At 51.9% G+C, this 20,253-nt stretch carries 15 protein-coding genes; 5 read left to right on the top strand and 10 right to left on the bottom strand.

What is annotated here, in order from left to right; genetic code table 11:
• Window positions 1-116: 116 nt before the first annotated feature.
• Together uvrA and uvrB are read right to left on the bottom strand one after the other, a co-directional pair.
• On the bottom strand, window positions 117-2,987 hold the full coding sequence (gene uvrA, locus WDY75_RS02595) for an excinuclease ABC subunit UvrA (protein ID WP_006213011.1): 2,871 nt from the start codon (window positions 2,985-2,987) through the stop codon (window positions 117-119).
• 102 nt (window positions 2,988-3,089) lie between these two features.
• On the bottom strand, window positions 3,090-5,081 hold the full coding sequence (gene uvrB, locus WDY75_RS02590; protein ID WP_006213012.1) for an excinuclease ABC subunit UvrB: 1,992 nt from the start codon (window positions 5,079-5,081) through the stop codon (window positions 3,090-3,092).
• 308 nt (window positions 5,082-5,389) lie between these two features.
• On the opposite strand from uvrB, the gene WDY75_RS02585 reads away from it, so the two are divergent.
• Window positions 5,390-6,184 carry a flagellar motor protein gene (locus WDY75_RS02585; RefSeq protein ID WP_063477967.1) on the top strand — a complete coding sequence of 265 codons (795 nt, stop codon included), beginning with the start codon at window positions 5,390-5,392 and terminating at the stop codon, window positions 6,182-6,184.
• Entirely contained in the window at window positions 6,168-6,980 is an 813-nt protein-coding gene (locus WDY75_RS02580; protein WP_063477968.1) for a flagellar motor protein MotB, read from the top strand. Before WDY75_RS02585 ends, WDY75_RS02580 begins: the two co-directional genes overlap by 17 nt.
• 254 nt (window positions 6,981-7,234) lie before the next feature.
• Here the strand turns inward: WDY75_RS02580 and WDY75_RS02575 are convergent, their stop codons facing one another.
• The 3 genes from WDY75_RS02575 to WDY75_RS02565 are packed head-to-tail and all read right to left on the bottom strand — an operon-like array spanning window position 7,235 to window position 10,555.
• A complete protein-coding gene (locus WDY75_RS02575) occupies window positions 7,235-8,398 on the bottom strand; it encodes an ABC transporter permease (RefSeq protein WP_063477969.1) in 1,164 nt (387 codons plus the stop codon).
• Complete coding sequence (locus WDY75_RS02570; protein WP_063477970.1) at window positions 8,391-9,572, bottom strand: ABC transporter permease; 1,182 nt, start codon at window positions 9,570-9,572, stop codon at window positions 8,391-8,393. Before WDY75_RS02570 ends, WDY75_RS02575 begins: the two co-directional genes overlap by 8 nt.
• 44 nt (window positions 9,573-9,616) lie before the next feature.
• Window positions 9,617-10,555: an ABC transporter ATP-binding protein gene (locus WDY75_RS02565; protein WP_036639884.1), complete on the bottom strand. Its 939-nt coding sequence runs from the start codon at window positions 10,553-10,555 to the stop codon at window positions 9,617-9,619.
• Between the two features lie 194 nt (window positions 10,556-10,749).
• On the opposite strand from WDY75_RS02565, the gene WDY75_RS02560 reads away from it, so the two are divergent.
• Window positions 10,750-11,913, top strand: a complete 1,164-nt coding sequence (locus WDY75_RS02560) for a histidine kinase (protein ID WP_338841924.1) — start codon at window positions 10,750-10,752, stop codon at window positions 11,911-11,913.
• A 37-nt stretch (window positions 11,914-11,950) separates the two neighbouring features.
• Complete coding sequence (locus WDY75_RS02555; RefSeq protein WP_063477971.1) at window positions 11,951-12,601, top strand: response regulator transcription factor; 651 nt, start codon at window positions 11,951-11,953, stop codon at window positions 12,599-12,601.
• 82 nt (window positions 12,602-12,683) lie between these two features.
• Here WDY75_RS02555 and WDY75_RS02550 read toward each other — a convergent pair whose 3' ends face one another.
• The 5 genes from WDY75_RS02550 to ftsE form a co-directional block, all read right to left on the bottom strand.
• On the bottom strand, window positions 12,684-14,003 hold the full coding sequence (locus WDY75_RS02550) for a PDZ domain-containing protein (protein ID WP_036639887.1): 1,320 nt from the start codon (window positions 14,001-14,003) through the stop codon (window positions 12,684-12,686).
• Between the two features lie 106 nt (window positions 14,004-14,109).
• The gene (locus WDY75_RS02545; protein WP_063477972.1) at window positions 14,110-15,579 is read right to left on the bottom strand and encodes a S41 family peptidase; all 1,470 of its coding nucleotides are present in this window, start codon (window positions 15,577-15,579) and stop codon (window positions 14,110-14,112) included.
• A gap of 131 nt (window positions 15,580-15,710) precedes the next feature.
• Window positions 15,711-16,979: a murein hydrolase activator EnvC family protein gene (locus WDY75_RS02540; protein WP_006213022.1), complete on the bottom strand. Its 1,269-nt coding sequence runs from the start codon at window positions 16,977-16,979 to the stop codon at window positions 15,711-15,713.
• A 27-nt stretch (window positions 16,980-17,006) separates the two neighbouring features.
• Window positions 17,007-17,915 carry a permease-like cell division protein FtsX gene (gene ftsX / locus WDY75_RS02535; protein WP_006213024.1) on the bottom strand — a complete coding sequence of 303 codons (909 nt, stop codon included), beginning with the start codon at window positions 17,913-17,915 and terminating at the stop codon, window positions 17,007-17,009.
• Window positions 17,905-18,591 (bottom strand): cell division ATP-binding protein FtsE, encoded by a 687-nt coding sequence (gene ftsE, locus WDY75_RS02530; RefSeq protein ID WP_006213025.1) that lies wholly within the window; start codon window positions 18,589-18,591, stop codon window positions 17,905-17,907. The genes ftsX and ftsE overlap by 11 nt, the downstream gene beginning before the upstream one ends.
• 206 nt (window positions 18,592-18,797) lie before the next feature.
• Here ftsE and WDY75_RS02525 point away from each other — a divergent pair, with 206 nt between their 5' ends.
• On the top strand, window positions 18,798-20,234 hold the full coding sequence (locus WDY75_RS02525; protein WP_063477973.1) for a VanW family protein: 1,437 nt from the start codon (window positions 18,798-18,800) through the stop codon (window positions 20,232-20,234).
• The last annotated feature ends 19 nt before the right edge of the window (window positions 20,235-20,253 follow it).

Raw genomic sequence — 20,253 nt, 5'->3', positions numbered from 1 at the left:
CCCGATTATTCCATCGGGTGCTCTTTTGTCAGACAACCTCTTGTTCATTGGCTGAAGTTATTTGTTGATTACAATGCCAGCGCAATCCCCTTCAGCATGGGAAGAAAGCCGAACTACTATGAACGCGCAGCCTCAACCTTGTTCAGTTCCTTGGTTCGCTTCGTATCACGTTCCAAGACCGGCTTCAGGTACTTGCCTGTATAAGACTCCGGCACCTTCACCAATTCCTCAGGCGTACCTGTGGCAATGATCGTACCGCCACCGCTGCCGCCCTCTGGACCAAGATCGATCAGATAATCCGCCGTCTTAATGACATCCAGATTGTGCTCGATGACCAGGACGGACTCGCCGGATTCTACCAGGCGGTGGAGCACAACTAACAGACGGTCGATATCGTCCACATGCAGGCCGGTTGTCGGTTCATCCAGGATATACATCGTTTTCCCTGTGCTGCGGCGGTACAGCTCAGATGCCAGCTTCACGCGCTGGGCTTCACCGCCGGACAGCGTTGTGGCAGGCTGGCCCAGCGTAATGTAGCCCAAGCCAACATCCATCAAGGTTTGCATTTTGCGGTGAATCTTCGGAATGTTCTGGAAGAAATCCGTTGCATTCTCAACCGTCATCTCCAGCACTTCGGAGATGTTCTTGCCTTTATATTTGACTTCCAGCGTTTCACGGTTATAGCGCTTGCCCTTACATACTTCGCAAGGAACGTAAATATCCGGCAGGAAGTGCATTTCAATCTTGATGATTCCGTCCCCGCGGCAGGCCTCGCAGCGTCCGCCCTTCACGTTGAAGCTGAAGCGGCCTTTCTTGTATCCGCGAATCTTCGCTTCATTCGTCTGGGAGAAGATGTCCCTGATATCGTCGAAGACGCCTGTATAGGTAGCAGGGTTCGAGCGAGGCGTACGGCCGATCGGAGACTGGTCAATGTCAATGACCTTCTCGATATGCTCGAGACCTTTCATTTCACGGTATTTCCCTGGACGCACCTTCGCCTTGTTCAAATCCCGGGCCAGCGTTTTATACAGAATCTCATTCACCAGCGTTGATTTACCGGATCCGGACACGCCGGTTACCGCAGTAAACACGCCAATCGGAATTTTCACGTTGATATTCTTGAGATTGTTTTCTTTCGCGCCCTTGATCTCAAGCCAGCGTCCATCAGTCTTGCGCCGCTCGCTGTTAACCGGAATGAATTTGCGGCCGCTCAGATATTGCCCCGTCAGAGAATTAGGGTCCTTCATAATCTCCTTCGGTGTTCCCTCCGCAATGACCTGGCCGCCATGGATGCCAGCGCCTGGACCGATATCGATGATATAGTCCGCAGCCATCATCGTATCTTCGTCGTGCTCTACCACAATCAGCGTATTGCCCAAATTCCGCATATGCTCAAGGGTGGAGATCAGTCGGTCGTTATCCCGCTGGTGAAGTCCAATACTAGGCTCGTCCAAAATGTACAACACGCCCATCAGGCTCGATCCGATCTGCGTGGCTAGCCGGATTCGTTGTGCTTCCCCGCCAGACAGCGTTCCCGCTGAACGGCTGAGGGTGAGGTAATCCAATCCCACATTGACCAGGAATCCCAACCGGCTGTGAATCTCTTTCAGGATGAGGTTGGCAATCTGGGTTTCTTTCTCGCTGAGTTCCAGATGATCGAAGAATTTCAGGGAATCCCCGATCGACAGACTGGAAACGTAGGCCATATTGCGCTCATTGATCGTAACGGCCAGGCTCTCCTTCCGAAGACGATGCCCTTTACATACGTCGCATGGCTTGCTGCTCATGTAGCCTTCGATGTACTCGCGAATACCTTCGGAATTCGTATCCCGGTAGCGGCGTTCCAGATTCGGAATAATTCCCTCAAAGGTCACGTGCGCTTCCTTGCGCTGACCGAAATCATTCTCATAACGGAAATGAACCTTCTCTTTGCCCGTGCCATATAACAGCTTATTCATCTGTTCCTGGGTCAGGGTGCTGACCGGCTTGTCCTGCGGAATGCCGAAATGCACGCAGACCGATTTCAGAAATTGCGGATAATAGGTGGAGGTGCCTCCACTCCATGCGGCAAAGGCGCCTTCTTCTATACTTTTGCTCATATCCGGCACCAGCAGCTCCGAATCCACAATCATCTCCACACCCAAGCCGTCGCATTCCGGACAAGCTCCGAACGGGGTATTAAAAGAGAACATTCTCGGCGTCAACTCTTCCATGCTGAAACCGCAGATCGGGCAAGCAAAGTTGGAGCTGAAGCGCAGCTCCTCTTGTCCCATAATATCAACCAGAAGCTGGCCGCCCGACAGATTCAATGCCGTCTCGATCGAATCGGCAAGACGTGCCTCAATATCTTCCTTGACCACGATTCGATCAACCACAACCTCGATCGTATGCTTCTTATTCTTCTCAAGCTCGATGCTGTCCGACAGATCACGCAGCTCCCCGTTGACACGAACCCGGACAAAGCCCTGCTTCGCAATATCGGCAAACAGATTCTTATGCTCGCCTTTGCGTCCAGAAATGACCGGTGCCAGAATCTGCAGTCTCGTCTTCTCCGGATACTGCATGATACGGTCTACCATCTGTTCGACCGTCTGGGAAGTGATCTCCACGCCATGCTCCGGGCAATGAGGATGTCCAATACGAGCGAACAGGAGTCGCAGATAATCGTAGATTTCCGTTACGGTACCCACCGTGGAACGCGGGTTGCGGCTCGTCGTTTTCTGGTCAATCGATATCGCAGGCGATAAGCCGTCGATGGAATCGACATCCGGTTTTTCCATTTGTCCGAGGAACTGGCGGGCATAAGCGGACAAGGATTCCACGTAACGACGCTGACCCTCGGCATAAATGGTATCAAATGCGAGCGAGGATTTGCCCGAGCCGCTAAGACCTGTAAGAACAACGAACTTGTCACGAGGTATCGTGACGTCGATATTTTTCAGATTGTGTGCGCGGGCGCCTTTGATCACAATATTTTCACTTGCCAAACGATATCATCTCCTACTCCATATGGCATGCATGTATAGCTGTATTTATTTCACAAAGAGAACGACCGCTTGGCCGTCCCCCTTGACATTCTTCAACCCATATTATTCAGCCTGCAGCTCCAGAAGGGCATCACGAAGCTCTGCCGCACGCTCGAATTGCAAATTCTTTGCGGCTTCCTTCATCTCGGACTGCAGACGCTGAATCAGATTCTGACGTTCTTTCTTCGACATCTTCTGTCCTTCGCCCACCAGATAATCGGTCTTGCCCTCTGCAACCTTCGTTGCTTCGATGACATCGCGGATCTTCTTGCGGATCGTCTGCGGCGTAATGCCGTGCTCCTCATTATAAGCGACCTGAATGCTGCGGCGACGTTCGGTTTCCTTGATCGCCCGATCCATGGAATCGGTGATCTTGTTGCCGTACATGATAACTTTACCTTCCGAGTTCCGCGCAGCCCGGCCAATCGTCTGGATAAGGGAACGGTCAGAACGGAGGAAGCCTTCCTTGTCCGCATCCAGAATCGCAACCAGGGAAACCTCTGGCAGGTCAAGACCTTCCCGTAGAAGGTTAATACCCACCAGCACGTGGAATGTACCAAGCCGCAGATCGCGAAGGATCTGCATCCGTTCCAGCGTTTTGATGTCGGAGTGCATATAACGAACCTTGATCCCGATCTCCTTCAAATAATCGGTCAGATCCTCCGACATTTTCTTTGTCAGGGTGGTCACGAGCACACGCTCATCGCGCTCCACCCGGTCATGGATCTCGCTGATCAGGTCATCGATCTGGCCTTCTGTAGGACGCACATCGATGATCGGATCAAGCAGTCCTGTCGGACGGATGATCTGCTCAACCATCGTCTCGCAGTGCTCCATCTCATACGGACCCGGCGTAGCCGATACGTAGATGATCTGGTTCACCTTCTCCTCGAATTCCTCGAACTTCAGCGGACGGTTATCCAGCGCGGACGGCAATCGGAAACCATGGTCGACCAGCACGGTTTTGCGCGCACGGTCACCGTTGTACATCGCGCGGATCTGCGGCAGAGTCACATGCGATTCATCAATGACAAACAGCATATCGTCCGGGAAGTAATCCAGGAGTGTATAGGGGGTTGCCCCCGCCTCTCTGAAGGTCAGCGGACCGGAATAGTTCTCGATGCCGGAGCAGAAGCCGACTTCCTTCATCATCTCAATATCATAACGGGTGCGCTGCTCCAGTCGCTGCGCTTCCAGCAGCTTGCCTTCCGAACGAAGAAGTTCGAGACGCTCTTCCAGCTCCCGTTCAATATTGACAAGCGCTACCCGCATCGTTTCTTCACGGGTAACGAAGTGAGATGCCGGGAATATGGCGACATGGTCGCGTTCTCCAACCAGCTCGCCCGTCAACACGTCAATCTCTGTGATCCGTTCAATCTCGTCGCCGAACAACTCAACGCGAACGGCATGCTCCCCCTTCGAAGCAGGGAAAATCTCGATGACGTCCCCCCGAACGCGGAATGTGCCGCGAACGAAGTTGATATCGTTCCGCTGATATTGGATGTCAACAAGTCGGGACAAAATCTGATTGCGAGGTTTCTCCATACCCACCCGCAGCGAAAGCAGCAGTTCACCGTACTCATGCGGCGAACCCAAACCGTATATGCAAGATACACTCGCCACAATGATGACATCGCGTCGTTCGAACAGCGAGCTTGTTGCAGAGTGGCGTAGCTTATCAATCTCTTCATTAATACTGGAGTCCTTCTCGATATACGTATCAGAGGAAGGGATATAGGCTTCCGGCTGATAGTAATCGTAATAACTCACGAAATAATCCACCGAGTTGTTCGGGAAGAATTCCTTGAACTCACTGGCCAGTTGAGCAGCCAGCGTCTTGTTATGTGCAATGACGAGTGTCGGACGGTTTACCTTGGCGATTGTTTGCGCGATCGTAAACGTCTTACCCGTTCCTGTTGCACCCAGCAGTGTCTGATGCTTCTTCCCTTGGTGCAATCCTTCGACCAACGCATCAATAGCCGTGGGCTGGTCGCCCTGCGGCTGGAATTCAGACTCGATCTCAAAGGATTTGGTACTGACAACTAAATCGCTCATTGCCCTTCATCACCCTCATACTCTAAAATTAAATTCATGCTAAAAGATATGTCGAAACTTCCCGATGATATATTATGGGAAATTAGTGGTGTCTACTTAGGGAATAAGAATATTTGTTCCCGTCTCATTATACCCCTTCCCTTTTTTTGATGCAAACAGTTTAATGAAAATTTCAATAAGTTCCAGTTCCCGTTGTCGGGATTTCAACTTATAGAGTCTGGCAGACCTCATGACCCGCATTGAACAAGCTTTATATCAAACTTATGACTTCATGAATTTAACTTCCTTAAAGGAGATGGTACAGCGTTATGGATATTACGATTATTTTTGGCATTCTCGCCGGTCTCGCCGCGTTGATCGGGGGATTCTTATGGGAAGGCGGTCATCTGAGCGGTCTGCTGCAAGGTGCGGCAGCCCTTATCGTATTCGGCGGCACCATAGCCGCCGTCATCGTCAGTTTCCCTGCCACCCGGCTCCGCACCATCCCTGCTGCGCTCAAGCTGGCCTTCGGCCGCAGCGAGCGTTCGTCAGAGAAGCTGATTGACGACATCGTCGATATGTCGGTAACAGCCAGAAGAGACGGCGTGCTGGCGCTGGAGCGCATCTCGGCCGACCACGAGGATCCGTTCCTTCGGGAAGGCATGCAGATGGTTGTGGACGGCAACGACCCTGAAATGGTGCGGCAAATCCTGGAGCTCGATATCAATGCCGCCGAGCAGAAGCATGAAGGCTATGCCAAAATTTTCGAATCCGCCGGGGGATATGCCCCTACCATGGGCATCATCGGTACCGTCATGGGATTGATCCATGTATTGGGCAGTCTGCAAGACCCAACCGATCTCGGCCCTTCCATCGCTGTTGCATTCACCGCAACTTTATACGGTGTTGCGAGTGCCAATATTATCTTTTTGCCCATTGCATCGAAGATTAAAGCACGCTCCGAAGAAGAAATTGCAAACATGGAGCTGCTGCTCGAAGGAATTATGGCTGTTCAGAACGGCGAGCACCCGCTGTTGGTCCGCAAAAAGCTAGCCTCCTTCGCTTCCGCCGGCACCACGGATACTCCGTCCTCAAGGGGGATCGCGCATGAGACAGCCGAATAGACGGCGGCGCAACCGTAAGCAGGAAGGAAGCGATCAGCGCGACCGCTGGATGATCACCTATGCGGATCTGATTACGCTGCTCCTGATCTTTTTTGTTGTAATGTATGCCATGAGTCGGCTGGATACGGAAAAATACAAACTGGTCACCCAGTCCCTGCAGGCCACCTTCCAGAGCGGTGACAGCATCCTGGAGATGGGTTCGGGCATTACGGGCACAGCCGATACGGAGAACCATAAGAATCCGCCGCCACAAACAGCCGTCACTGAGGATAAGGAGGAAGATAACGGGGAAGCACCTTTAACCGAGCGTGAGCTGGCCTTCCGAGCCCAGGAAGAGGAACTTGCGAACTTTATGGGACTCATTCAGCAGTACGTGAAAGACAACCAGCTGGAGGAGGACATCTTCATTTCGGACGAGCCCCAGGGGATTGCCATTACGTTAAGCGACCGCTTCCTGTTCGATGTCGGGAAGGCCGAGCTTAAATCCGGGGCTGCCCCGGTGCTCGGCAAGCTGGCAAGCCTGTTCGGCGATTTGAATACAACGGTAAGCATCGAAGGGCATACGGACAACGTGCCGATTGGTCGCCACTCCAGCTACAAGGATAACTGGGAGCTATCCGGCGCCCGTGCCATGTCGGTGCTGAGATTCTTCCTGGAGGACAGCAAGCTGGACCCGGCAGGATTCCAGTACGCTGGTTATGCCGATACCCGTCCGGCAGCGGACAACGCCACACCCGAAGGCAAACAGAAAAACCGCCGGGTTGAAATCACGGTGTTGAGACAGCTGAAGCAGTAGTCTCGTTCTACATAGTGAAGGGTGGATTCAGCTGATTCTTCACATATTCAAACAGGTCCAACACACTCAAGATGACTTGGGTACCGTGTTGTCGCAGCACACTTTATATTCCATGTAACAAGCGCCCGGCAGACTGAATCCATGTACATTCAGATCTGGCCAGGCGCTCTTTTTTATATGAAAATCACGAAACCCAATAATTATGCCGGCAACGACGATATCTCTGCAGTTAACAAGGATTTAAAGCCTTGCGCCTAGGCGCCATGCCCTGCCCCGCTCTCGCTTGGCCGCAAGACAACAGACCCTACAGCCAGCAGAATGACAGCCATCAGCCCAAGAACCGCAAGCGGCAAACCGATATCAGACAGCGTCCCCCCCGTAGCTGCCGTCTCCACCGCCTCGATCGCCCATTTTTGAGGAATGAAATTGGCGATTTTCTGCATGAAGTCCGGCATGATGGCAAGCGGCCAGAAGCATCCGCCCAGCATACAGGTCGGTGTGACGATCATGGAATTGATCATCGCCGCATTTTGCCCGTTCCGGATTAACCCGGCTACCGTGCTGGCAACCCCTAATGAGACCAGCATGAAAGCCATCAGAATGAGGAAGTGCAGCAATAACGGGATACCGTAATCATAACGGAGTACATACCGGCTGAGAACAAGCACAATCACCACCTGCAGCGAGCCGACTACCAAGCTGCCCAGGAAATTGCCCAGAGCAATTTGATAAGCTCGTACAGGTGCCGTATACATGCGCGATAATGTTCTCTGCCTGCGGTCATCCATAATCATGGATACCACGCTGGAGATCAGGGTCATCATAAACATCAGGGTAAATCCCGTAACGTTGGAGAGCCCCGGTCTGGCATATAAATTTAAATCGGTAACCTGCGTATCCACCCGGTTCTGTGCAGACTGCCCGATCACCTCTTCCAATGCCATCATGGGATTCACACTTGGACCTGAGGTCTCCCGGATCAAGGCCGCAGTGCCGCTCAGGCGCGTTGCTGCTGAATCCGCCGTCATTCGAATCATAACCGAAGCTTCCGAGGTTGATATTTCGTACACCTTCACCGTTGACCATTGTCCTTCCAACAATGCATCGCTGAAGCCCTCCGGTATATAAACACCTACCGTGCTTTTATTCTCTATCAGCTCTTCCTTGAGCGTACTTTCGGTCACAGATTGCTTCAGTACATATTGTCCACTACGCTCCAGTTCGCTTATCAGGTATTGACCCGCGGGCCCCTCGTCCTCATTCACGTAGGAGACCAGAATGCTTGCGGCTGTCGTCTGCCCCATGAGAAACACCGTCAAAGTAACGACCACGCAAGGGACCAGCAGATAAACGATCCAGCCCCTTTTTCGCCCAAGCGTCCGCCTTACCATATGCCAGGCAATGGTCAAGCTATGCATGGTATCCCACCTTCCTATACATAAACATGGCTGCAGCGGACAAAGCTGCGGTAATAGCCGCCAGCATGCCGACACAGGTAATAATCAAATGCACTTCGCTATCCAGCATCATCCGGAGCATGCTCTGCATAGCCCAATGATTAACGGTGAAGGCGCCGATCTTCTGGAAGAACTCCATGGGCAGCGGCATGAAGCCTCCGCTGACAAACGTCATGGCGATAATGATAGCCTGCATCAACCCTCTGGCCCCTGCAGCTGTCGAAGAAATTAGCGTTATGAACGTGGCAATGGTCATGGACGATAATGCAATTAATACACAGACCATCGTGAGCAGAAAGGGGTGAGGGCCCCATTTCACACCATACAGCCACATGGACCCTAGCACGATGGCCGCTGCCTGTGCAAGTGTAATTAAAGTGCAGCCGATAATTTTCCCTGCAAATATGGTTCCGGGGGTCACCGGTGCGCTTTGCAGACGATAAAGGGTCTTGCTTTCCCGCTCTCCCAGCAAACTGCTGCTTGCCATCAGGCCCGAATATAGCAGAAACATAATCAGCATGGCAGCTGCGTAGTATTGCGCCGCCGAATACGTGGATTCTTTCTCACTCAGCTGCCCGATCGTAATGTTCGGTCCGGGTGTGGCCTCAACAGGCGCTGCGGCTTGTGCCGCAAGAACCTTATCTCGGCCCAGAACGACGGCCTCCGCCTGTTTGTGATTGGCATCTGCAATAAAGGTTTTAAAGATGGTGTCAGCCACCAGATTGAGATTACGGTCCCTTCCCGGCAGCAATTCAAGTTTTACTTCGTCTCCCTGGCCCATTCGTTCATCAAAAGAAGCTGGGGTCACTACCGCATAATCCACCTCGCCCCTGCGCAGCTTTCCTTCCGCCTCTTCACGGCTCGCAACGATCTCTTGTACCAGAATGTCTTGTAGTGCCGGTGTATTCATCAGAGCCTGAATGCTTTTTGGCAGCTGGCCCCCATCCGTAGGACTCAAAACAACTCCTACCCTGACCGGTTGTTGTTTAAATTCCTGATCATTACCGAACCAGCCCGAAAGTGCGTTGCCTAATATAAAAATAAGGATCAGCGGCAGCAAAAATTGGTTAATTAGCACCGAGCGGCTGGTAACCATCCGCCTCAGCTCAAACCAGGCGATAATCATCATATTCATCTCCGGTATTCCTCCTTCATAGATTCCCAGACGTGCGCATGTGATTAATCGCGGAGCGTCCGCCCGGTCAAACTGAGAAACAACGTTTCGAGGTCCGGCTCCTCACACTGCAAGGTTCGGAGAATGGTATCATGTTTACTGCAGATGAACAGGATATCCTGCAGCTCATTCTGGGCCGAAGGCACATAGACCTGAATCTCGCTGTCATTCTGCGTAACGCGCCTTACACGCGGATGAATCGTCAGTTGCTCGATCAAGTCCTGCGTTATCCCATCTGCGGTAAGGATGATTTTCTCCTCATGGGCGACACGCGCCCGAAGCTCCTGCTGCGTTCCGCAAGCGATGACATGACCTTGATCCATAATCGCCACCCGGTCACTGATCGCGGCAACTTCCTCCATGTAATGACTTGTATAGATAACGGTAGAGCCCATACGGTTCAGTGTCTTCACTGATTCCAAGATATGATTGCGCGACTGCGGATCAATTCCCACCGTTGGCTCATCCATGATAATAAGTTTCGGACGGTGCGTGATCGAGCAGGCAATGTTCAGTCTTCTCTTCATCCCGCCGGAGAAGGTTGACGGCCGTTCTTTAGCCCGGTCCTGCAGCCCGACAAACTCCAGTGCCTCCTCCACCCGTTCCTTCAGCAGATTGCCGCGCAGTCCATATAATTTCGCAAAAAAAGTGACATTGTCCCAAGCGGACATCTCTTCATATAGGGCCAGATCCTGCGGCACCAATCCGATTCTCCGCTTCACTTCCAGCGGCTGCTCTTCAATCGAGATACCGTCAACTTTAATGCTGCCCTGGTCCTTCGAGAGAAGCCCGCAGATCATGTTGATGGATGTGCTCTTGCCGGCCCCGTTCGGTCCGAGAAGCCCGAAGATCTCGCCTTCATTCACTTCCAGGTTCATATGGTCCACCGACAGCTTGCTACCGTATCGTTTCACGACATCTTTCATCTGCAGAAAGACCGCCATCATCACCAACTCCATTTCTTTCGTATCTATCCGTTAAGTTCATTTTATCTAAGACCCTCAGCTCTTGAAGGTAGAGGAAGTCACCTTATACGGGTGACGAAAGTCATCTCCTTATGTAAAACATCCTTGTGATATAATGAAGCCAATCGTGTGTACGGTTTGATTTTATTATGGAAAAGGGTGCTGATCGCATTGTGACCTCCCCACTCACCTATCTGCGCTACGGCCTGATTCTCCTTCCCGCTGCGGCTGATATCTTTCTGCAGCAGCTCGACTATTATGGAGAATACATGGTGTACTTTCTGCTCTTTCTGGCCCTTACAGTGTTAAGCCGCTTTGTACGATCCCCAGCCTATCTAAGAGCAGCGGTGCTGCTGGAGATGGCGCTGTCCCTGTGGTTATGCCATCAATACGGCTTCATGATGGTCTTCCTGTCCGTGTCTGCATTATGTGTCTATCTGCCCTTGTTTCAGGAGCGGTCAAGCAAATTCTGGATGGCAACCGCCCATCTCGCGCTGCTGAACATCGCCATTACCGATTATGATCCACTGCTGATTACAACGGCCAATCTCCTCTTTCTGTTTCTGGCCGTAATGTTCAGTCATATCCATCGGATGAATCAGAAACAAGTTGACCATATTCAGTTATACGACGAGCTCAAGAGACTTCATTTCCAGCAGGATGAGGCAGGTAGACAATTGCTGCAATTCGCGCATCAGGTAGAGAACGCGGCACAGGTGGAGGAACGCCACCGCATCTCGCGCCAACTCCATGACGACATCGGCCACCGGCTGATTCGCGTCAAAATGATGATGGAAGCCGCCCTCCAAGTCGTACCTCATGATCCGGCCCGAGGTATGGATATGCTGCATCAGATCCGTGACCAGTTAGGACAGAGCATGGAGCAAATGCGCACGGCTGTAAAACAAATGAGCCCCGGCAGACGTATTGCTGACGATTATTCCTTGAGTCGGCTGCTTGAGGAAACGGGGAGGGAGACCGGAATCGAAACCGAACTTATCCTGCACGGCATGCCCTATCCGCTCTATCCTAGTCAGCAGGTGGTTCTGTATAAAAATGCCCGAGAAGCCATAACCAACGCCATCCGCCATGGCGAAGCCGGACGGGTTGAAATCTTGCTTCACTACGGGGAACAGGAAATTCGAATGGAGGTTTCCAATAACGGGGAGGTCAAAGAGACGGTCGCCCATGCGGCTGTCCCTGAACGTCAAGGCATCGGTCTAAGCGGCATGCTTGAACGAACTCAAGTTGTTGGTGGGACGTTAGAGATACGGCGAACGGCACCTTTTACCGTCATCACCCGGCTGCCTGTCTATCGAAAGAGTGAGATTGTGTAATTCGATATCTATATTTTAGTAAAGGTCGTGGACATCCATGATATCAGTTCTGATTGTAGATGATGACCCGTTTATTCGAGAAAGTCTGAAGTTGCTGGTAGGGATGGACCCGGATATTGAAATCTCCGGTGTCGCGGCACACGGCGAAGAGGCTCTGGCTTTATTGGAGGGTGGGCTTACGGCAGACGTGATCCTCATGGACATCCGCATGCCGGTATGCGACGGCGTTGAAGGCACGCGGCGAATTCGCGAACAGCACCCGGGCATTCGGGTACTCATGCTGACGACATTCGATGATGATGATTACATTGTGGAAGCGCTGCGGAACGGGGCCAGCGGATATCTGCTCAAAAACATTCCGCCGGACCGGATCATCCAGGGTATCAAAACGGTGTACGACGGTAACATGCTAATCCATCCGGATATTGCCCGCAAGCTGACCGGCATGCTCCGCCCTGCACCCCAATCGGTCTCCCAGTCTGATGTTCTTGGATCATTAGGTCTTACCCCGGCCGAGAAGAATATTGTCGGCCTTATTGCAGAAGGCCTGTCCAACAAGGAAATTGCCGGCCAGCTCTACTTAAGCGAAGGTACCATCAAGAACTACGTAACCGAAATATTAGGCAAGCTGAATCTTCGGGACCGGACGCAAATCGCTATTTTTTATCTAAAAAAAGTGCAGGCTTAGACCTTTTCGCATTCTGCGTTAGCTTATAAAGTCAAATAAAACAGGCCCTTGTCCATAGGACAAGGGCCTGTTAATTGTTCATTCACGAATGGAATCCTGCATCTTCGGAGCCACCGGGCGTCTTGCCCTCAGATGATCCTCGCTTGCTGCGAAGATGAAGTTTATTCGCTAGCAGGGTCAGCAAGCTTACCGGCTTCAAACCTACCGCTATGCCATCCCTCGGATCCGGAGCAACGATGGCTCCCAGCTGATGATGATCGCCCGCGTAAATCGCACGCTGCAGGAACTTGCTCTCGCCTTGATGGTTCTGAACCTCCAGCTTACAGAAGGCCGAATTCTGCCGCAGCGCTCCATGCAGCTGCTCCTTGCTGTGAATCAGTTTGCCATTCACCTTCAGAATCGTCTCTCCCGCAAGAATGCCAAGCTCGCTTGCCGGGCTATCCGGAAGGACTGCGAGTACTCGCAGTCCACGAATCGGATGCACAAAGATCGGGCTTCGCTGCTGCTCTTCATAACGGCTGTACCACACCAAACCTTCATGGAGCAGCAGCGCTGCTAATGCAGCCACGATCATAAGCGGCGTCCACCACTCGGCCAGCAGGCTCAATGCCAGCACGGTCGCTGCATAGAATACAAGCCGTTTCGCCGTAATTCCCGCCTTCTCCTGCGGCAGCATGCTCTGCGTCATTTCCCCGAAGCCAATCACGACCGGGAGCGCCATCATCGTAAAGCCGCCGCTCCAGGCATCGCCCCCGAAGAATGGGGTCCACGGCAGCACACTGCCTCCGCCAACCGCCGGGACAAGCAAGAACAGGGGCAGCGGCCAGAAGCTCTGCATATGATAGCCGCCCACAAGTCTGCCGCGCTTTCCTTCCAGGAACAGAGGGGTTGCAAAGCCCGAGCCTTGGAGCCTGACCAGCATGGCTTCTGCAAAGTGCAATACGGCGGATAGAGCCAGCAATGCCGGGATATCCAGACTAAGGATTGTCGTCGTTACATGGCTGATCCAGCCGTCTGGCTGCCAGTTCGGAAACCAGCCTAGGACGAACTGGAGGATGCCAAGCAGCCCGATGGAATAAGCAAAGCATAAATACCGAATATGAAACAGCATCAGAATCAGCGAAGTCACCCAAATGCATAGGATGGCTTCCAAACTTAACGATATACCCAGGAAGGCCACAACGATGGAAACGGCGATGCCTGCCAGCACCCCACCGAGAAACGTCCGCCAGGTCTGAATTCCCCAAGAATGCAGCTTCACATGGAACAGCTTACGCTCCACCAGCACCTGCCTTCGGTAAAACAGCATCACAAACAAAATCGAAATATAATAAAAGGGCTGCGTCAGCAGTTGTATGCCTGCGTCTATCCCATACATAAGCAGTTGTTTCAATGTCTCCAACAGCTTGCCACGCTCCTTTCAGCTCTAAAACGTAGTTCAAAATTCAAGAAACACTTCAACTGAACATGCACCTTAAAAGAAAAAAGAAGGCTAAAATTCAGCCTTCTTACTTGTTCGACGCCTTTGTGGCGATTTCCTTCCGAACCTCGGCAATTCCGCGATTCATTTGATTATCCTCTTTCGGATCCTGAATCTTCTCGATCAACGCGGCCTCCAATGCCTCGGCTGTCGCGGTATTAATAATACCATCCGCTTTCAGCTTATTCTTGCTCTGGAAGCTCTTGACCGCCTTCTCCGTATTCCGATCGAAGTAACCGTCCGAACGCCCTGTCTTATAACCAACCGCTTCCAGCATGATCTGTGCGTTCTTGACATCGGTGCTGTTTGCATCGTACGCATAGGTTTTCTTCTTATCGATTGGTGCAACCGTGAAGTAATCCGGCTGCGACACCTTAATATCCGGTTCAATCCCCTTCTCATGGATCCAGGTTCCGTTAGGCGTCAACCACTTGGCAATTGTCACTTTCAGTAAACTTCCATCGCCAAGCTGCTTGTCAAAGCTGGTTTGAACGGTCCCTTTACCGAAGGAATGCTCGCCCATCAGGGTAGCTCCTGCAGATTGCTGCAGCGCGCCTGCCAGGATTTCGGAAGCGCTCGCGCTTCCCTTGTTCATCAGCACCGTGATCGGATAGGATTTGGCTTCACCGTTCGAAGGATGCTTCTCCCGCTTCTTATCCTTATCCTCTACCTGAACAATCAGTTCGCCTTTAGGCACGAACTGCTCTGCAATGTCGATGACCACGGACAATACGCCGCCCGGATTGTTCCGAACATCAATCAGCAGTCCCTTCATGCCCTGACCTTCCAGCTTCTTGAGTTCTTCTTCAAAGCGTTTGCCTGTATTCAGAGAGAATTGGGAAATCTCAATGACGCCGATACCGCCCTTCTCCATCCGGGCAGATACGGTTTCCAGATCGACATCATCGCGAACGATCACATACTCGATCGGCTGTTCGGATCCTGCACGCTTAATCTGAAGAACGGCCTTGGAGCCCTTAGGTCCGCGAATCTTGTTTACGGCCGCATTCAGCTCAAGCCCCTGCAAGGACTCGCCATTAACGGAAAGAATGGCATCTTTCGCCCGAATCCCTGCTTTATCGGCAGGAGATCCCTTGATCGGTGATACGACGATCACATTGCCGTCTACAGAGGAAACCTCGGCACCGATTCCCGTGAAGGAGCCTTCAATGCTCTCTTCAAACTGGGCTGCCGTCTCTTTTCCCATATAGTTGGAATACGGATCCTCCAGGGCTTCCATCATACCGTTGATGGCGCCGTCAATCAGCTTCGACCTGTCGATATCCTTGTAATAATTGCTTTCGATGAGGTCAATCGCTGTCCCCAATTTCTTCGCTTCAGACTGCTCCAGTCCATTCTTGTTCGCTATACTGGCCAGCAACCCCTCGCCGTCTCCGGTCTGACTGGGAGCAGGTAGCTGAGTCAAAGCCATCGTTAACAGTCCGCCGCACAACAGGGCAGCTATGACCAGAAAGACAGCCGTTCGTTTTTTCAGCAAGTACTTCACCGCCTTTGTACGTTTCAACTGCTAAACACACGGGGAATCCCGTCCACCTAGTATATGATTGGCTTGCCGGGAATATTTATACAGCGGTCTGAAGGTTATATAGTATCGGTTATAAGAATCAGTTACAGATACGGCGAAGGATTAACCGGTGATCCGTTGACCCGAACTTCAAAGTGAAGATGCGGTCCTGTGCTCTGGCCAGTGGAACCCACCTCGGCAATCTTCTGCCCTCTGGACACCTTGTCGCCTTCGCTGACCTTAATGCCGCCATTGCGGATATGTCCATATAAAGTCCACACACCGCCCCCATGATCAACAATAACACAGTTTCCGTAACCGCTCCACCACTCGGCCAAGATCACCGTGCCGCTCTCGGCTGCACGGATCTCGGTCCCTTGCGGAACAGCAAAATCCTGACCTGTATGCATCTTGCCGACTTCACCCGTTACCGGGTGCACGCGCGGTCCATAACCCGAAGAAAGTCTGGCACCGGAGACCGGAATCGCGAATGGGCCACCGTTTCCTGTGTATCCACCGCCGCCCTTGCTTCCGCCGAGGGTTGTCGCTTTCGCTCTCTTCGCTGCTGCCGCTTTGGCAGCCGCCGCTTTACGGGCTGCTTCCTCAGCAGCCAGCTTGTTCTTTTCCTTCTGCAGGTCGGAACGCTTGCTCGCCAGGGCAACCAGCATTTTATCCTGCTCCTCAGTCAAGATGTCAGCATCCTCGATATCCTGATCGTACTGGGCCAGAAGAACGCGCTTCTCCTGTTCCTTCTCGTTCAGAATGCTCTTGCGGTCTTCCATCTGACCATACAGATCTTTGGCTGTAGCATATTGGCCTTCAAGTTCCTTCTTCTTATCAATGACCAGCAGCTTGTCCTGCTTATGCTGTACGAGCAGATCCTGGTCCTGATCCACGATGGATTTCAACGAATCCGCGCGCTCAATGAAATCACTGAAGCTGGTCGAGGAGAGCAGCACATCCAGATAGGATACCTGACCATCCATATAAATGAGACGAATCCGGGATTCCAACAGCTTTTCACGGGATGCGATGCGCTCCTCCGCCGCTTCAAGCTCCTTTGTTGTTTTTTTCAAGGAATCTTCCGTTTGGTCGATCTTCACGGAAATTTTGGTTAATTCATTACTGACGATACTGATTTGCTCCATGACGTATTTCAGGTTCTGGTTCGTTTTATTCTTATAATGCTGGGCTTCTTGTTTATCATCCGCAGCCTTGTTCTTCTGTTGCCGTGCTTGCTTGACCTGCTCCTGAAGCATTCTCAACTCTTTATCTACGTCGGCAGTGGTCTTCTTCTCAGCTTGTCCGACATTCGGTTGGATCATAACAGTGGCCAGTAATAAGGCTGCTACTCCTGCGGCGATTTTCTTCAAGTTTCGCTCCCCATCCTTTACCTTGTTTTATACTTTCAAAAATTTACGAATCGACATGGTACTTCCCCAGACGCCAATCACGATACCCAGCCCAACAATGATGGAGCCAATCAGCGGCCACAAATCCCCCAGCGGGATTAGGCTCTGTGCCAGCGTGATATCGGTTTGCGATGCAGCGTACAAACGATCGTAACCTACAAACAGCAGAACAACCGTTACAATCGACCCAAGCAGGCCGATCATGGCACCTTCTACGAAAAATGGCCAGCGGATAAAGTTGTTCGTGGCGCCAACAAGCTTCATAATCCCAATCTCCCGGCGGCGTGCTAGAATCGTAACGCGAATAGTGTTCGAGATCAGGAACATGGACATCAGACCGAGTCCTGCTACGAAAATAAACCCGATATTCCGAACCGTCTTCGTAATCTTAAACAGGGTCTCTACCGTTCCTTCGCCGTACTTGACGCGCAGGATCGGCTCCTCCGTATACTTCTGGTTCAGCGCGGTAATCTTGTCGGCTACAAAGCCGACCGTTGTTGGCTGAATGACGGAAACCTCAAATGCATCCGGCAGCGGATTCTGGTCCTTCTCGCTGAAGCCTTCCACCCATTCCGAGCCCAGGCTTTCCTCAAGCTCCTTCATTCCATCTTCCTTGGACACAAACTTTACGGCACTAACCTCCGGCATAGCCTCGATTTCACCCTTGATGGTTTCACGCAGCTTTTCATCCACGTTGAGATTTAAGTAAGTATTGATCTGCACATTGCTATCTGCTTTATCGGCTAATGCGTTAACATTCATGACCAGCAGCATGAAAACACCCAGTATAAACAAAGACACCACGATGGAAGTAATCGATGCGACCGACATCCATCCGTTCCGGAAAACGCTCTTCGCCCCTTCCCGCAAGTGCCGCAAGAAGGTTCTAAAATTCATACCCGTAATCTCCTCTCTGCTGGTCACGGACGATCTGTCCATGCTCAATCGCAAGGACGCGTTTGCGCATGGTGTTGACGATATCCCTGTTGTGGGTTGCCATCACAATGGTGGTTCCCCTGAAATTAATCTCATCCAGCAGCTGCATGATCCCCCAGGAGGTTTCCGGGTCCAGGTTGCCGGTAGGCTCGTCCGCAATAATGACGGACGGGTTATTCACGATGGCTCTTGCAATCGCGATCCGCTGCTGCTCACCGCCCGAGAGCTGGGAAGGCTCGCGGCCAGCCTTGGCTTTCAAGCCCACAAGCTCCAGCACCTCCATCACCCGTCTCTTGATGAGACGCTGCGGAGCCTCGATAACTTCCATGGCAAAAGCTACATTTTCGTAAGCAGTCAGCTTGGGCAGCAGGCGATAATCCTGAAAAATAACCCCGATATTTCGGCGAACATAGGGGATTTTGCGCTGCTTCAGCTTCCCGATATTAAATCCGTTAACCGAAATTTGCCCCTTGGTGGGCACTTCTTCTCTATAGATAAGTTTCATAAATGTCGATTTGCCTGCACCCGAAGGTCCGACAACATAGACGAATTCATTACGATTGATCTTAACGGAAACTCCTTGAAGCGCATGGGCGCCGCTTGGATAGGTCTTCCATACGTCCTGCATTTCAATCACTTCATCACTTCCCAATCCATAATTAGCCATTATACTTTCGACAGTATCCATCGAATTCCTTTAAAATCCATGAAAAATCCTCACGACATCGTCTATTGTAACAAATTTGTTACCTTTTGAGTACCCGAAAGTTTAAGCCCACCGTGACATATACATGAACAAGTGCACGAACTGCGGCCAATACGAAGTTAAGAAGGTGGTTTCCAATGAAAAAAATTCATCTCGGTCTCATCATTGTCATCAGTTTTGCTCTTCTCCTCTCCGTCGGATTCGGTCTGTTGACGATGTATGTGAATCAGAAGGAACTCCCGAAGGGGGTCGTTCTCTCCGGCTGGCAGGTAGGCGGCAAACCCGCCAATGAGGTGCTCGCCGAGCTGGATCAACGGCTGCAAGCGATGAGTACGATGAAGGTGAAGCTGGCGGCGGAGGCCTTGAAGGGTCACACGGAAAGTTTTAGTCTGCAAGATGCCGGTGTTCAGTTCAGCGCAGCCGATTTTCAGGATGCCATAGCCAAGATGTCTGAAGGATCACTGTGGGATCAGGTACTGTACAGACGCCATTTTCAATTGGAGTGGCATATATCAACCGACTGGAACCGCGATACGTTGAAGAAGCGGCTGAATGAAGACTGGCAAAAGGAGCGCTTTGGCGAACCGGTCAATGCGGTCCGAAGCATTTCCGGTGATGACGTTGTCCGCTATACCCCGGAGAAGACGGCCTACCGCATCGAGTGGGCGGCTTTCTATGAAGGGTTCAGCGCTGCGCTTCCGGATGAACGCCAGTTTACAGAGCCCAGAGGCGATGAAGAAATCACGGTACAGCTGCCCTTGATCCGTCAGAAGCCCCCGGTTACAGTAAAATCGCTGCAGGATGAAGGGGTGGAGCGTAAAATCATCGAATTCTCCACTGATCTTGGCTCCAGCGGACCCGGACGGGTTCATAACGTAACCGCGGCTGCCAAAGCCGTGGACGGGATGATTTTGAAGCCGGGCGATGAATTCAATTATGCTCATGTTATAGATACCGCGAAGAAGGAGTACGGATTTGAAGAAGCTCCCGTTATCGTTAACGGCAAGCTTGTCCCGGGCATAGGCGGCGGGATCTGCCAGGTATCCAGCACGGTCTATCATGCTGCTCTGCTCCTGGGACTGGATATAACCGAACGACGCAATCATTCCCTTCCGGTCAGCTACCTGCCCAAGGGGCAGGACGCCACCTTTGCGGAGGGCGCCATCAACTTCAGGTTCCGGAACAACACAGGCAAACATCTGCTGATCCTTTCCAGCGTGTCAGACGGAAAATTAACCCTGAAGATGTTCGGTACCTTCCCGGAGAATACGGAGTATGAACTGGTATCCACCACCATCGAAACCCTGCCTTCCCCAGAGAAGGTCATCCATAATACCACGCTGCCGCCAGGACTCAAGCAGGTAGTCCAGAACGGGAAACCTGGCTATGTGGTCGAAACCTACCGAACCAAGAAAGTGAACGGCAAGGTCGTGGAGAACGTGAAGATATCCAAAGACACTTACCGCGCGCAAAACAGCATCGTTGCGATCAATCCAACAAACGAAGTCCAAATGCCGGAAGCAAAAGAATCGCCAAAAGAGGAAGTGGTTGAGGACGGAATCAGTACACCTTAAACATTGACATAACTGAAAA

Origin of the sequence: Paenibacillus glucanolyticus (assembly GCF_037333485.1) — a bacterium.
GTDB classification, from domain to species: Bacteria; Bacillota; Bacilli; order Paenibacillales; family Paenibacillaceae; genus Paenibacillus_AQ; species Paenibacillus_AQ glucanolyticus.
The sequence above is the reverse complement of the archived record's forward strand: the minus strand, read 5'-3'. Positions and strand labels throughout refer to the sequence as shown.